Raw genomic sequence first — 15,288 nt, forward strand, 5'->3', positions numbered from 1 at the left:
CCGATCAGCGGGCCATGCGGCTGTTGAGAAATCTTTGCCACAATAGCCGGTCGACGAAGAGGGTCAGGACCACTTCGGGCCGCAGGCCGTAATACGCGGCCTGGAAAGAATCGCTCGCCGTCTGTTCGATGATCTCGGCGAACCGCTGCGAAGCAACAACGACCGGGACTCCCTCAATACCTCCCGCCTCGGCCAGGCTGGTCCAATAGCCCACCCGCTTGAAGTCCCGCAGATACCACGGCAGGGGCCATTGCTCGGACGGATCGGCGACGACCTTGACCAGCAAGGCTTTGCCGTCGCGATGGAAATTCGCCAAATCCCGGATCCGGTCGACGAGCCGCATATAGTCCGGGCTGGTCTGGGCGTAGACATAGGGATTTCGCGGATCGGCCGGGTATCGGCGATTGGCCAGGAGGTTTTGGCGGACGAGAAGAGTCGCCCCGAGGCCGAGAAGGACCAGGACGGCCCCTTGCATGGCTTTCGGGCGAACAGTACGGATCGCGGCGTCGGCGCCCAATCCGGCCAGGATGCAGAAGCCGGCAAAGAACGGCACCACATTCCAGGGTGTTTTGTAAGACAGAGCCGAGTAAAACAAGGCCATCAGAGTGGTTGTCTCCGCAAGATAGCGCATCCAGAACTTACGGGCCCATCCTATCGCGACTGGGGTGCCGCAGGAACGAGGGGGAAGCGTCTTCCAGCGGCCGATCGCCGCGACGATTCCGAGAGCCGCCAGGCCGAGGATCAGGGCTTCGGACCAGACGACCCCGTCGGCCCGGGTCCAGCCAAGAGTCTTGAAGTAATAGTACCAGGGCTGCGAATGCATCCCGGCTTCGGTGCCCCGGGCGGCGTAATCCTTGAACGCGGCTAGGGAATCGACGATGCCCCGTGGATTTTTGAAAAACGAGGAGAAGAAAACGAAAGCCGTCACCGTCGCGGACGCCAGGCCGGCCAGCCACAGGGCGGGCCGTGGAAATCTTCGTTTTTCCTCTGCTCCCGGGCGGGAGAGAAGCCAGGCCGCGGCCAGTCCGACGCTCCCGGCGGTGAAGACTAGGATCGACGTTTCTTTCGTGGCATAGGCCAGCCCGGCCAAGATTCCGGCCGCGACCGCCTTGCCCACGCTAGGCTTCGTCAAGAGCCACCCCAAGGCGATCAAGAAACCCCAAGTGAAGAACGCGAACAGAGTTTCTTGGATGTAGAAACGGCTGTAATAAGTCAGGGCTGGGGAAATGGCCGCGAAGACCGCGGCGCCCGCTGCCGCCCCGCGCCCGACGGCCTTGCCGAGGAGCAAGAACAGAGCGATCAGTCCCAAACCGAACAGCGCCGGGACGGCCCGCAGGGTTTTCTCGTCAAGAGCGGCCAGCGTCTTCTGCCCGCGGAGCCAAGCCGCCGGCAAGGTGGCATAGTAAAGCGTTGGGCCGTGATGGTCGGCCTTGTCGTAACGGTATTCGCCCGATTCCAGGAGGGCGCCGAACTTGACGGCCTGGTTGGCCTCGTCGTGGTGCATCGGCCGCAGGTCCAGCCGGCCGAACCGCAGGGCCGCCGCCGCGATCAGGGCGGCCAGAAACAACCCGCGAAACGCGGTCTTGCTCATTTGCCGGGCAGGCCGTAGACCTCCACTTCGACGTAGTGGTTCATGTCGTTCGAGGTGTTGCCGTCGGAATACAGCCGGACGTAGCGGCCCTTGGCGCCCTTGGCGTCGATCAGGCGGCCCTCGTTGGTTTCGATATATTCTTTGTCCTTGCCGATGCCCAAGCCGGATGTGTTGTCGTGGTCGTTGTTGTAGATCGTGATGACGCCTTTGAGAAAGTCCTTGTCGTCGGAGACTTGGATGACCACGTCGCGATAAACGCGGGCCTGGCTGTGGTAGTGCCAGACCAGAATGGCGCCGATGCCGGCGGGCGCGCCCAGGTCGATCTGGACCCATTGCTTGCCGGGGCCGAGCTCGACGAAGTAACCGTCCTCTCCGGAGCGCTCGGCGTCGACGACGAAATTCAGCTCGCCGATGACCGGCTGCATGTCGCTTGATGTGACGGGCTTCTTGAGCGACAGGAGCTTGGTGCCCTTGGCCACGAAGAACGGCCCGCGCGGCTTGCCGGTGACGACTTCGAGGTTGGGGGTCTTGATGTTGCGCGGTGTGCCGATGAACATCGGCTTGGGCAGGGTCAGCTTGAGCTCTTCTTTGTTGGGGTCCTGTTGGGCGATGAGGGAGGTCGAAACGATCGCGGCCAGCGAGGCGGCCGCAAGGAGGATCAAAACGGTCTTCTTGGCCATGGGCGACTCCTAGGTATTTGCGGACGGATAATATATCCCGACCCCGCCTCGGGGGTCAAATCGGCTAGGGATTTGGTCTAGAGGCCTCCTCTGGACGCGGGTGCGGCTTGGCTTTATAATTTACCCGAATGATCGGGGGCTGGGAGGGATTATGAGCGGCCTTTCTGGATTCATTAAATTCGCACTACTGCCGGTGCTGTTTTCGGGTTTCGTCCAGGATCAGGCTGTTCTCCATCATGAGGTCTCCGTCGCTCTTAAGCTCGTCCATGTCACCGTTGTGGACAAGAACGGAATGCCGATTTCTGACTTGAAACCCTCTGAATTCATTGTCTTCGATAACAAAAACCGCCAAACCCTCACTGAGTTTGAGATTCACTCGCTAGCGGCGGCAGCTCAAAGTCCCGGCCCCCAACCTCCCCTTCAACCGTTGGTCCCGTCGGTGAAGCCTGATCCTGTCCGAGCTCCGAATCGCAGGCTTTTCTTGTTTTTTGATTTTGCCTACAACACACAAAAAGGGATTCTGGCCGCCAAACAGGCGGCTCTCCATCTCTTGGATCGGGATCTGTCTCCGACGGATGAGGTCGGCGTTCTGTCCTATTCCGCCCTCTCGGGATTCAGGATGAACGAATTCCTCTCCCCTGACCACGCCAAGATCCGGGAAACGGTGAACGCACTCAGCGTCCGCGGGATCGTCGGCCGGGCCGCGAATGTGGAGTCGGAATACCTGAACGCGGATACGAAGCCGGGAGGAAGCAGCGACTCAAATCTGATGGCGGACCGGCAAGAAGCCAAAGCTATGGCCCTGATCTATCTGAAGCGGATCACCGAGCTGGCCAAGGCCATCCGTTATCTCCCGGGCCGCAAGCAGATTGTCTTTTTTTCCACGGGCCTTCCTTACTCCATGATCCAGGGCTCGTTGGGCTTCGGCAAGTCCGTCGATCCCGGCGACCGGGTTTTGCAAGATCGGATGAAGCAAATGCTCCAGGAGTTTGCCTCTTCCAACACCTCGGTTTTTGCATTCAATACCCGGGGCGATGACGTCGAGCTGTTCGCCCGGGATGTGAAGGCCTTTGAAAATCAGCTCAAGACTGCCTCCGAAACTCCCAAGGTCACAGATGTGTTCCAGCCGTCCGCCGCGTCGGGGGAGTCTGCGCTGCGGGAGATGGCAAAAACTAGCGGAGGACGGTACTTCGGCAATATCTATGAGTACGGCAAGAACTTGGCTGATCTGAACGAGTTGACCGGTTCGTATTACGTACTCGGCTACGCCATCAACGAAAAGTGGGACGGTCGGTATCATAAGATTCGCGTCGAGGTGATGCGCAAAGGCTGTCGAGTCAGCGCCCAAGCCGGTTATTTCGCGCCCAAGCCGTTTGCGGAGTATTCCGAGTTCGAAAAGCGCCTCCACCTGATTGACTTGGCCCTCTCCGATCGGCCGTTGCTTCAGGTTCCTCTTTATTTCCCCCTCCGAGTCCATGGATATCTCTCCGGCGGCCTGACCCGGATCCAATTGTCCGCAGGAATCCCGCAGCAGGTGTTGGCCCAATTCCGGGAGGAGAAGGTTGAAATCGTCTCCCTGGTGTTCGATGGCCGGGAGAACGTTGTCGATCTTCAGAGAACCGAGGAGGATTTCTCAAACCGCCAAGGGATGTCCTTGATCTATTTGACTGGAGCCATGGCACCGCCCGGCACCTATAAAAGCCGAATCGTCATCCGTGGCCTGAAGACCGGCCGTAGCGCGGTTGCCTCGGCTTCGGCCATGAAAATCAAGACCCCCGCGACGGGGATCTTTTTCAATCCGCCGGTCTTTATCGCTCCAAGGGAAAACCCGATATTCCTGGAGGGGAATAATGCCGGGCGGGCGCAGACGGCAGTTTGGCGTAAAACCTACTTCATGGATTCGTCTCGGTTCGAGCCTGTTATCGGCGATCCGAGGGCGGATCAGCGCGGAGTTTTCGGACTGATCACCTGCCCATTCACCGGCATCGATTCTCATTTGGGATTCCGGGTCGGCTTGTCGAATGAAGCTTCCAAGGGGACGGAGATCGTACCGCTCACCCTAAGCCGGGTCGAGCTGAACGCCGACGAAGCCCTCTATAGGATCGAATTCCCGCTTGGCGATACGCGCCCGGGGCAATACCGACTTCACGTCGTCGCTTTCACCTCGGAAGGCCGGAACATCGCCGCGGCGGAATTTCGGCTCCGGATTCTCTAGTGGCTTTGTCAATATCCGAGGGCCAGGCCCTGGCCGCGCGGGTCGGACCCGCCCCGGAAGCGGGACGGGCTGCCGTATTCCCCGATTTCGACCGTCAGCCCGTGGGAATTGGTGAAGCCGCCCACGATTTTGATCTTGTGCCCTTTGGCTTCCAGGGCTTTTCGGACCGCCTCCGCGATGCCCCGCTCGACGCCGATCGTGTCGGGCTCGATGAAGGAGATCATCGGGGCGGCCAGCGCGGCTTGGATATCCATCTTGAAGTCGATCAGGTTGATGATCATCTGGGGCACGGTTTGGCCGATGTTGTGGCCGCCGGGCGTCCCCAGCGCGGCCCAGGGCAGGCTGTCCTTGAGGATGATGGTCGGGCAGTCGCCCGACAGCTTGCGCCTTCCGGGAAAGGCGTCCATGGGGTTGCCCTTGGGCTCGAACGTGCTGTAGGCCAGGGAGTTGTTGAGCCAGATGCCTGTCCCCGGGGCCATGATCCGGCTGCCGAAAGCGTTGCCCAGCGTCTGGGTGGCCGAGACGAGATTGCCGTCCGCATCGGCGACGACGAAGTGGGTGGTATGGCTCTCGGGCGTCGGCTCCAAGCCCGGATAGACGAACGGCTTGGCCCGGTTGGGGTCGATAGCCGCCGCCTGCTCTTTCCAATAGGCTTCCGACAAAAGGCGATCGAGCGGGGGCGCCGCTTTGGCCGGGTCGCCGGCGTACTTCAGCCGGGCCCAGAAGGCCTGCTTGGTGGCCTCGGCGAACAGATGCAGGTATTCGGCGCTGTTCGATCCCAGAGAGGCGACGTCGAACCGGCTCATGATGCCCAGCCGGATGAGCGAGCAGAAGGCCGTGGCCGGCGGCGCGGCGGTGAAGATCTGATAGCCTCGGTAATCGATTTTAATCGGGTCCCACCACTCGGCCTCGTTGTCGGCCAGGTCATCGAGCGATAAGGCGCCGCCGCGGCGGCGGACTTCCTCGACGACGGCCTTCCCGATCGAGCCCCGGAAAAACTCCACGGCGCCCTTCTCCGCGATCGCCCGGAGGGAGGCGGCCAGGTCCTTCTGGATCAGGCGGTCGCCCGTCGCCAGAGGGACGCCGTCCTTCCCGTAGATCGCCTTGGCGGCGTCGGGAAAATCGGCGAAAGCGTCTTTGATCGTATTGGCCTCCCGGCCGGTGAGGACATATCCCTTCTCGGCCAGCTCGATGGCCGGATCGAACAACTCGCGCCATTTGAGCTTGCCGGATTTCTTCGACAGCGCCTCCCAGGCGTTGGCGTTGCCGGGGGTCGAGACGGCAGCCGCCCCGGTCCTGTTCTTCTCGAACCCGGGTGTCGGCGCCCGGAAGATGTCGGGATTCAGCTTGGCCGGTATACGGCCGCTGCAGTTCAGGAATCGCAGGGCGTTATAGGATTTCGAGTAGACGAGGATCGTCCCGTAGCCGCCCATGCCGGACATGGCGGGCTCGACGACGTTGAGCACCGCGGCCACGGCCACGGCGGCGTCGAAGGCGTTGCCGCCTCTCTGCAGAATCGCCAATCCCGCCTTGGTGGCCAGGGGATGGGCCGAGCTGACCATGCCGTGTGTCCCTTCGGCCGGGGCGAGGGCGTTCTGGGCGGCGGATGCGACGCTAATTAAAAGCAATAAGCCTCCGGCGACGGCGGAGGCGAATCGGCATTTCTGATGTTTCATAGGTAGACTCCCCTCCGATTATACGATGGAAGCATCGGAGTCTTCACAACATTCCATTCTTGACAGAGCCGGAGCGCTTCTTCTATGCTCCGGAACGATGACTCAAGGGAAGGCTCGAAGCAAGCCGACGAAAGCCGAAGCCCCTCTCTTTTCCCGCCTCAAGCGCGGCGACCCGGGGCCTTGGCTTCTTGCGTCCGACGAGCCGCAGGCGCGCTTTCTGACCCTCGCGCATCTCTCCGTCGGCGGGGAAGGCGGCCGGTCCGCGGCGCGCAAGGCCGCTCTAGCCGCGGCGTCGGCGGACGTTCGATCCCACTCCGCCACGAAGCGGCTGTTGGCCATGCTCCCGACAAAAGCCGATGAGCCGGCCAACGTCAGTGGCCACAACAAGCCGGAGCTGGTCACCAATGTCCTCGACTTGCTGGCCGAGTTCGGCTTGACGGCCGGCTCCGAACCGCGTATCGCCCGTCTGCTCGATCAGTTGCTTTCCCATGCCGATGCCGACGGCCGTTTCCAGGCCTATGCCGTACAACGCTCCGGCCCTGCCGTCTGGGGCTGCCTGGCTTGCGACACGCACGCCATTGCCGATGCGGCCGGGCGCCTGGGGTTGGCCGACGATCCGCGTATGCGCCGAGCCCTCGATGCGGCTCATGCCGATCTCATCGAGACCGACCTTGGCTTGGCCTGGGGCTGTCCTCCCGATCCGACAACTGGGTTTCGCGGCCCCGGCCGACGCGGCGAGCCTTGTCCCCAAGCCGCCCTCGAAGCGCTCCGCGCCTTCTCCTGGCTCCCTCTGAAACAGCGCCCCAAGCGGATATCCACGGTCGTCCATACGGTTCTCGAAATCTGGCGGCAGCGGGGAACCCGCAAACCCTACATGATGGGCCACGGGCGGCAGTTCAAAACCGTCAAATGGCCGCCGACTTGGTATGGCGCCTATGAAATCGTCGACGTACTCGGGCGTCTGCCCGAAACATGGCGGGATTCGCCCGGCGACCGCCGATCGTTGGCCGAGATCGCGGCCTGTCTTCTCGCCTACAACGTGGTCGCCGACGGCACCGTGACGCCCCAATCCGCGTTCCAGGGTTGGGAATGGCTCTCGTTCGGGCAGAAGAAAGTGCCATCGCCGCTGGCGACTGCGATGGTTTGGACCCGACTGGCCGCGATCGAGGAACTGGCTGGGGAAATCGCGGCCGTCGATGTTCTGGCGTTGAGTAGCTCCAAGGGTGGAAAGGGGACCGCCATGTCCCCGAAAATAAATTAGGCACTCCAACGGACCTTCTCGGAATTGGGCCATACGCCTTTTAAAGGATCATCTCCCATCTCCGGGAAACGCGGTTCGGAGTGTCGTCCCGGCGGCGCGGGTTCACCACTCCTTTTTTCGCCAATCCGCTCGGCGCCTCGGAACTCCGCATTCGAGATCTCCCGATCTCGGAGACCACCCACTCCGTTTCGATTCCGCTAGATGGTCGCGTGCTCAAACAGCCCTCGGCGCCCGTTGGGTGCCCTCGCGGAGAGGCGCAAAAAGCCGGAACCCGCGCGGCTTCGCCGTCGGCCGACACCCCGAACCGCTGATGTTTCTCGGAGATTAGAGAAGAACCTTTTTAAAGCGCGTCGGGGTTGAAGGCCCGGCATTTGCGGTAATCGATGACGGCCAAGGCCCAAACGTCCGGATGGGCGGCGCAAAAGGCCTCGACTTCGTCAGTCGACATGACCATAAAGGCCGTAGAGACCGCGTCGGACACGGCCGCGGTGGCGTGGACGGCCCAGGCGGCGAGATGGCCGTGGGCGGGCTTGCCTGTCCTCGGGTCGAGGATATGCTGGCCTTTGACTTCGGTCCCCGACCCGCTTAAGGCCTGATCCAGCAGAACGATCTCGCGCGGTACGCCCAGGCAGGGCCAGCCGCCGCCGACCCCGACCGGCCAGCCTTCTTTTCCTTCCTCGAGTCCGGGTGCCGATCCGGACGCCAGGGCCGTGCTCGTACCGCCGTGGATGAGGACGTTCTCGATAGCCCAATCGGACAGGACTTCCAAGGCCGAGTCGAGGGCGAAGCCCTTGCCGATGGCGCCGAGGTCCAGCTCGAGGAAAAGAGGGCTCTCGTCGCCGACGAGCCGTTTGAACTCATATCCGCTCGTGGTCTCGATGAGCGAAAACGCCGCCGGCGCCGCCTCGATTGCAGAGTCCCCGTTCGCACTTTCCCCGCCCGGCTCGTCCCGATCGGACCTGTTCTCCCAGGCCCGCTGGTTGACGTCGAAAGCGCCGTTGGTCTCCTCCCGGATCTCCTCGGCCATGGTCAGGCACTCGAACGTCTCGATGCCGATCGGCATGGATTGGCCGGGCTTGAGGCGGTTGAGGCGGGCGATCTCGCTTCTGATGTCGAAACGGCTGAACAGGCCTTCCAGCCGGTCGATCTCCTGGAAGGCGGCCCGGGCGGCCTGCCCGGCGTAAACGACGTCGTCCGAGGCAATGACGGCTTCGAAGAAAGTCCCCATCGCGTGATGGGCGAACCGGTGGGCCGTGATCTCCGGGCTCATCGACTCTTGGCCGGGAAGAGCTTCGCGTCGGCGAAGATGATCATTGTCAGGGCCGAGACGAGGGCGGCATAGCGATGCAGCTCGAGCAGGGGCCGCTGGGCCGTCGCCGGCAGGATCGGCAGCATCGAGAAGAGGGCCGAGAGGATGATCAGCAGGCCGGCCAGGGCGTTTGCCCAGAAAAGGATCTTACCGACGAATGAGATGGATAGGTTCTTGAAGATCGGGCAGGCGAAGCTCTCGATGACGGCCTCTTCCTGCTTATCGAAGGCATAATCGCGGGCCCGCCAGACGGCGACGAACGCTAAGCAGACGGCGAATACACCGCCCAGGCTGACATGCGCAACGAGCGGGAAGCCGAACATGCCGCGCGGAACGAAGACGGCGTAAAAAAATCCCGATGCCGCCAAATAGAGAAAGCTCAGAACCAGGGCGGCGAAGATCCACTTCATCCAGCCGGGGTAATAGCGGGACGTCCATTCTTCGAACCAGTCCAGGGTTTTACGGAAAATATTGGGTCGGAAGATCTGGCCGTAGCGGAGGGCCAGCCATTGGAAATAGCCGGGCTTTTGAATCCTGTGCGCAACGGTTTGGATCTCCGGGCCGGCATACGCCCGGAAACGGAGATGGGACCGCTGGAAAGCCGCGCCGGCCAGGGTGACGACCGTCAGAATGGCGAACAGCATGGCTATCTCCTCTTCTCGATCAGGCCGGCGGCCCGGCCCAGCATGGTCAGGAACAGGATGGCGAGGATCGAGGCGATAACGAAGGCCGCGATGGCCAGCACGACTTTGAACCCGGGGCGGACGAGGAAAGACAGGCCGAACAGCCGGTGGAACGGCTGGGTCATGCCCATGAACGAGACCGCCGATCGGACCTTGGACCGGTCGGTCTGCAGGGGGCCCGAGGGCCGGGTCTTGGCGAAGAAGAAGTCCGAGCCGCCGCTGTGGCAGTCGGTACAGCCATTCACACCCAAGGCCTGTCGGGCGGGCCGGACCTGGTGGGCAAACGGCCAGGCGACCGGATTTGCCGCGTCATTGTCCGATATGGCTAGGCCGCCCTTCTTGCCGAGCCTGAAGAGCTTGCCGGCCGAGATATAGGCATTCTCGGCCTTCTCCTTGGCGGTCAGGGCCTTAAGGACCGCCTCCACCTGCTCCTCGGTCAGGGTCTGCTCTGATCCAGCCAATGCGGCGATGGTTCGGGCTTTGGATTCCGCGAGGAGTGGGGCGCGGGTGTCGCCCTTGAGCCAGGCCAAGGAGAGCGCGGCCGCCGGGGCGTCCTTCGATTCGGTCTTTTCCAGGGCGCTTTCGACGATTTTGTAGGTCGCGTTTTTATAAGTCAGCATGGGCCGGCCCGGCGCGTTGGGCATGATGGACAGGGCGGCGAGCACGTTTTGAATCTTCGCTTCGGGCTCGACCGATGTCTCGGCGTTGGCCGGATCGAATTCCGGAATGAGCGGAACGACCGCGCCGTCTTTAAGCAGGGCCCATCCCGCCGCGAGCACGCCCTTGGCTGCCGGAACGTCGGCGATACGGCTGAGGCCCGCGTCGGGATTTACTTCGAAGGCCCGCCCGTCGAGGACGAGGACCGGCGTCCCTCCGACCTCCGGGACCGAGGCCAGGGTGTTGAGGATCGCGACGGCTTCGTTTTCGGGGAACAAGATATCGCCGGCAATGACGGTGACATCGGCCGGCTTGATCGGCTTGGGGACGTTTCCTTCCATGCGAGCCCAATAGGAGGGCCACATGACTCGGCTCGGGGTCAGCCGTTTGTTTTCATCCCGGATATAAACGGGCTCCTGGATAGCCGGCAGGTCGGTCGACCAGTCGGCGACGCCGAAGATGCCCAGGCGGTTGGCCTTGGCCGTCCGCACGCCCGTCGTTTCCTTGGCCGGCATCGGGCCCGAATGGCAGACCGTGCAGGCGAGCCTTTCGAAATGAACCTTCGGCACTCCCTTGTGGATCGGGCGGGGGGCTCCGAGGCGGCCGGGCTTGACAGCCTTCCCGTCGGCCGCTTCGCCCAGATGGCAGCCGCGGCAGGTGAAGTCGCCGGCGGCGGTGGGATTGTCCTTGCCCTCGCCCTCATAGCCGCGGACGATACCGTGCCCGACGTCGTTCCGGTGGCAGTCGACGCACTTGAGCCCGGCGGCGGAATGGACGTCGTCGTCGAATTCGCGCTTGGCCAGGCCTTTGGGCGCGGCCGAATGGCAGGCTAGGCAGCGGGCGTCGGCCGGCTTATAGGCGATGTCGAGAAACGCCTTGTGCTTGCTGTCGAAGAGCGTGCGGTCGTACTTGACGGCTGGCGCCACGGCCCACTCGGAGTCGTCCGGGTTGGGGCCGTCGAAGATATCCCAGGTCGGCTTGAGCCGAGAGGACATCCCGGTCACCTCGGCCAGCCCGGCGGCCGCCGTGGCCGCCCAGCGGAAGTTCTCGCGCAGGACCTGCTTGGCCCATTCGCTGGGGTTCTGCTTGGGCGAGGCGTTGTGGCAGCCGAAGCAGTTGATTTCGATGCCGCCCGAAACGCTCCAGCGCGCCTCAGGTGCGGCGTCCTTGTCGTTCGGTTCGGCCGGTCCGCCGCCGGGGAAGTGGCGGCCGAAGAGGAGGGTGAAATCCCAAGGCGTGAGGTTGAGGTCTTGGGGATTAAAGAGTCCTTTCCACGGCCGGTAAGATAGCGGGATCTGGGTGCCCGTGCGCTCGTCCAGCCAGATCCACGGCTCGCCCGGCCGCCCGGCGGGGCCGCCCGCGACAGCGTTGAAATGCCAGCCACGCTTGATCACGTCGTAATCGTGACAGGGGGCGCAGGAGAAGCGGGCCGAGAAGGGCAGGGGATTGGACTCGGTCGGGACGATGGCTTGATTAAGATGGTCTTTGAGTGGGATTTGGTGAACCGGGGAGATGCGGCTCCCGGCCCATTTGGTCGGATCGTTAGAAGCCGCCGCCGGGCCAACCACTGCGACAGCCATGACCGTGATGATAATCGCCGAGGCGATGAGAATTGGGCTTACTCGTTTGCCATGGCGAGCCCTATGCGGCGCATAGGGCGTGGCCATCTCGTTTTGCGGTTTGGCGTCTCTCATGGCCGTCAAGCCTTGAACATCGCCGGCGTGAAGCGGTAAGGCATGCCGTTGCGGACGGCCTCGTTGACTTTAATGACGGCCACGGCGCTTTCGTAGGCCATCTCGGCCGGGCAGTTCAGCTTGCCTCCGCCCCGCACGGCGTCGAAGAAGTTTTCGAGATGCGGCTGGTGGGCGGGCTTGGCCAGATCCACCGGCAGGGGCCAGCGGCCGGCCTCGGCGGTGACCCGGACGTCGACGAAGACGTTCTTGGTCTCGACCTTCTGTAGGGGCGCCGCTTCGGACAGCAGCAGCCCGTCCTTGACCAGCGAGTCCCACTCGGGGGCATGGGCCTCGCGCATGGCCCAGTTGCCGCGCTGGGCGACCTCGGAGATCTGCATGGCACCGTCGTCGCCCATGAAGACTTCGTAGAAGCCGCCGTTCTTGGTCGTCGTCTGGACCTGATACATGGCCCGGGCCGTGCCCTCCGCGGTCGGGTATTCAAAGATGGCCATGACGTTGTCGTACCATTCGCGGTTCTTGTAATAATCGACGCCGCCCGAAGCCAGGACCGAGCTGGGGTTGGACCCGAAGACCCAAGAGAAGAGATCGATCTGGTGCGAGCCGAGATCGACGATGGGGCCGCCGCCGAAGCGCTTGTACCAGCGCCAGTTGCGGAACTCCTCCATATTGGAGTAGCCGTAGGCCTGGAGCTTGGCCGTGTCGATCGGGTAGGTCTTGGGCCAGCCGAGCATGTCGGCCTTGGACCGGTTCCACTGGGCATAAGCCAGGTTGACCCGGCCCAGGACCTTGCGCTCGCGCATGACCTTGTCGATGGCGTGGATGTAGCGGGGGTTGGAGCGGCGCTGGTGGCCGATCTGGAGGAACCGGCCGGTGCGGCGGGCGGTCTCGACCATGGTCCGGGCCCTCTCCAGCGTGTTGGACATTTCTTTTTCGCAGTAGACGTGAAGGCCCGCATTCATGCAGGCGTTGGCGTGCTCGGCGTGCATCCAATCGGGGGTGGCCACGACGGCCGCCGTCAGTCCCTTCTCCTTGGCCAGCAGCTCGCGGTAGTCCTCGTAGACGACCGGGTCCTGCTTGTACTTGCGCAGGTAACCGCGGGCGTATTGCTGGCTGTAAGACCAGATGTCGCAGATGGCGACGATCCGGATGCCCGGGATGCGGAGGCACGATTCCATCAGCACCCGCCCCTGCTCGCCCGCCCCGATCAAAGCGATGCGCAGGTCGTCGGGCTTGGGAGCCGGCTTGGCCGGCGTGGCCTGTGCGGGGGCGTCCTGGCGAGCCAGCCCGGCCCCGGATACGGCAGCTCCGAGCCCGGCCGCAGCGGATGATTTCAAGAATGTGCGACGTGAGAGGGGAGCCTCTTTTTTGGAATCGTTAGGTATCATGATCTGCTGTCCTTCTTAGGATGTGAATGGAAAACCGAGAGAATTCGTTCTTGATTCGGAAAATAGGACGCGAGGGAGATGGGGGGCAAAACCCGTGCGACGACGGAGCGGGCATGGTTCATACTCATCGATAGATGTCCCAAATCGATGAGTATGAGAGCGCAGGAGAAGCGTCGGAGCGGATTTTCCGCGCTGGGGAAAATTCGCGTGTTTTGCCCCCCGTCTCCCGAAGCGTCCCTTCTTCGAACATCGTCACGACTTCTTCATTTCCTTGTCGAACGCCACCGTCGACGGCGCAAAGTTCATGCCCCGGACGAACGCGAGCGATTCCTGGGCGCCGTATTCGCGCTCCATGCCGTTGTCCTCCCACTCGACCGAGAGGGGACCCTTATAGCCGATCGAGTTGAGTTCGCGGATGATCTCCTCGAACTCGACGTCGCCGTGGCCCAGCGAGCGGAAGTTCCAGCCCCGCCGCAGGTCGCCGAAGGGGAGGTGCGAGCCGAGAATACCGGCCTTGCCGTCCAGGGTGATGGAGGCGTCCTTCATGTGGACGTGGTAGATCCAGTCGGGGAACTCGCGGATGAAGAGGTGCGGCTGCAACCCCTGCCAGAGAAGGTGGCTGGGGTCGAAGTTGAAGCCCAGGGCGGGACGGCGGGCGAACTTGGCCAGCAGGCGCTCGGCGGTATAAAGGTCGAAGGCTATCTCGGTGGGATGGACTTCCAGCCCGAACTTGACGCCGCAGGTGTCGAACTCGTCCAGGATGGCCGTCCACAGCTCGCGGATCTTGTCGAAGCCGGCCTCGATCATCTCATCGGAGGCGGGCGGGAAGGAGTACCAGGCTTTCCAGATGGGCGAGCCCATGAAACCAGTGACGACGCCGCAGCCCATGGCCCGGGCCGCCCGGGCGGTGGCCTTCATCTCCTCGATGGCCCAGGCCCGCAAGGCTTCGGCCTTGCCCTTAACTTCAGCCGGGGCGAAGCCGTCCAGCCGCTCGTCGTGCAAGTCGCCGACACATTGGCCGGCCAGGTGGGCGCCGAAGGCCCAGCAGCCCAGGCCATACTTGGCCAGCACGGCTTTCTTATCTGCGACATAGGCCGGATCCGAGGCGGCCCGCCGGACGTCCATGTGGTCGCCCCAACAGGCGATCTCAAGTCCGTCATAGCCCCACGCGGAGGCCTTCTGGCAGAGGGTTTCGAAAGGAAGGTCGGCCCATTGGCCGGTGAAGAGCGTCACGGGTCTTGTCATTGGGACTCTCCGTTGCCTGGCTCGTTTCGGCTCGAAGCCTTTAAGGAAAAGAAAGGATCGAAATATATCGAGGACCACAGCGGGAGTCAAGCGTGCCGCCGCCTTCGCCAAGCCGATTGACGCGCGAAAATCCCTATGGTAAGAGGGAATCAACTTGAGCGAGACAGAGAGAGAGTCCGGCGGCCGAGCGGATAAGCGAGACTTGGTCCTGGTCCATTCTTTTTACGCTAACAGCATTCTGTTGCGAGGCCTGGGCGAGTTCCTGTCCGACGAATTCAAGGTCTATTTCGTGGACCTGCCCGGCTTCGCGGCCCATGAGCCGCCTCTGGCCGAGGTCAGCCTGGATGGCTTCGCCCGCCATGTCGAAGAACGCATCCGCGGGCTGGCGCTCCACGACTTCCTCATCGGCGGTATCTCCTTCGGCTTCACGGTCGTCTGCCGCATGTCCCTGCCGCCGGGATGCCGGGGCGTTCTGGCCATCTTCCCTTTCCTGGGCTCGCAATCCCTGGCCATGCGCCGCCGGAAAAAGCTGTTCTACCAGGCCGTCGTGAATCTATTGGGGGCCTCCGGGATCGGCGGCGCGATCTGGCGCAGCCGGCTGGTGGAGCGGTTTGCTTTCTGGTGGAGCTCCTACCCGCCCGAACGGGTCCGGCTCATCCTGGATCACATGGATGGACGGACTTTTTTTGCCACAGCCCGGCTCATCCTGAACCGGACGGACGGCGCCGAGTTTCACGATCGGCCCCATATTCTGATCCTGAATCCCGCCGATGCGACGGTCCGGTCCGACTACTGCCGACGCGAATTCGAGGAGCGGGTGGACGACCTATGCGTCGTCGACACGGATCTGGATCATTATCCCGTCGAGCCGACGGCGGACTATTTCCGGTCC

11 protein-coding genes are annotated in these 15,288 nt (G+C 62.9%); 3 read left to right on the plus strand and 8 right to left on the minus strand.

The genetic code is table 11. From position 1 onward, the window contains the following. Positions 1-4: 4 nt before the first annotated feature. Positions 5-1,591 (minus strand): TIGR03663 family protein, encoded by a 1,587-nt coding sequence (locus NTZ26_05850; protein ID MCX6560022.1) that lies wholly within the window; start codon positions 1,589-1,591, stop codon positions 5-7. After that, positions 1,588-2,271: a discoidin domain-containing protein gene (locus NTZ26_05855; protein ID MCX6560023.1), complete on the minus strand. Its 684-nt coding sequence runs from the start codon at positions 2,269-2,271 to the stop codon at positions 1,588-1,590. Before NTZ26_05855 ends, NTZ26_05850 begins: the two co-directional genes overlap by 4 nt. A 100-nt stretch (positions 2,272-2,371) precedes the next feature. Here NTZ26_05855 and NTZ26_05860 point away from each other — a divergent pair, with 100 nt between their 5' ends. After that, positions 2,372-4,486 carry a VWA domain-containing protein gene (locus tag NTZ26_05860; protein ID MCX6560024.1) on the plus strand — a complete coding sequence of 705 codons (2,115 nt, stop codon included), beginning with the start codon at positions 2,372-2,374 and terminating at the stop codon, positions 4,484-4,486. An 8-nt stretch (positions 4,487-4,494) separates the two neighbouring features. Here the strand turns inward: NTZ26_05860 and ggt are convergent, their stop codons facing one another. Beyond that, positions 4,495-6,162: a gamma-glutamyltransferase gene (gene ggt, locus NTZ26_05865; protein ID MCX6560025.1), complete on the minus strand. Its 1,668-nt coding sequence runs from the start codon at positions 6,160-6,162 to the stop codon at positions 4,495-4,497. Between the two features lie 97 nt (positions 6,163-6,259). On the opposite strand from ggt, the gene NTZ26_05870 reads away from it, so the two are divergent. Further along, the gene (locus tag NTZ26_05870; GenBank protein ID MCX6560026.1) at positions 6,260-7,423 is read left to right on the plus strand and encodes a hypothetical protein; all 1,164 of its coding nucleotides are present in this window, start codon (positions 6,260-6,262) and stop codon (positions 7,421-7,423) included. Positions 7,424-7,763: 340 nt separating this feature from the next. Here NTZ26_05870 and NTZ26_05875 read toward each other — a convergent pair whose 3' ends face one another. From NTZ26_05875 to NTZ26_05895, 5 genes are all read right to left on the minus strand, one after another. Continuing rightward, complete coding sequence (locus NTZ26_05875; GenBank protein MCX6560027.1) at positions 7,764-8,693, minus strand: FAD:protein FMN transferase; 930 nt, start codon at positions 8,691-8,693, stop codon at positions 7,764-7,766. Then, positions 8,690-9,376 (minus strand): hypothetical protein, encoded by a 687-nt coding sequence (locus NTZ26_05880; GenBank protein MCX6560028.1) that lies wholly within the window; start codon positions 9,374-9,376, stop codon positions 8,690-8,692. The genes NTZ26_05875 and NTZ26_05880 overlap by 4 nt, the downstream gene beginning before the upstream one ends. 2 nt (positions 9,377-9,378) lie before the next feature. After that, a complete protein-coding gene (locus NTZ26_05885; GenBank protein MCX6560029.1) occupies positions 9,379-11,766 on the minus strand; it encodes a hypothetical protein in 2,388 nt (795 codons plus the stop codon). 5 nt (positions 11,767-11,771) lie between these two features. Then, complete coding sequence (locus NTZ26_05890) at positions 11,772-13,151, minus strand: Gfo/Idh/MocA family oxidoreductase (protein ID MCX6560030.1); 1,380 nt, start codon at positions 13,149-13,151, stop codon at positions 11,772-11,774. A gap of 252 nt (positions 13,152-13,403) precedes the next feature. Continuing rightward, entirely contained in the window at positions 13,404-14,396 is a 993-nt protein-coding gene (locus tag NTZ26_05895; GenBank protein ID MCX6560031.1) for a sugar phosphate isomerase/epimerase, read from the minus strand. 154 nt (positions 14,397-14,550) lie between these two features. Here NTZ26_05895 and NTZ26_05900 point away from each other — a divergent pair. Continuing rightward, positions 14,551-15,288 (plus strand): alpha/beta hydrolase (locus tag NTZ26_05900; protein MCX6560032.1); only part of this gene is annotated, 738 nt, incomplete at its 3' end.

Source organism: Candidatus Aminicenantes bacterium, from assembly GCA_026393855.1.
GTDB lineage: Bacteria > Acidobacteriota > Aminicenantia > Aminicenantales > UBA4085 > UBA4085.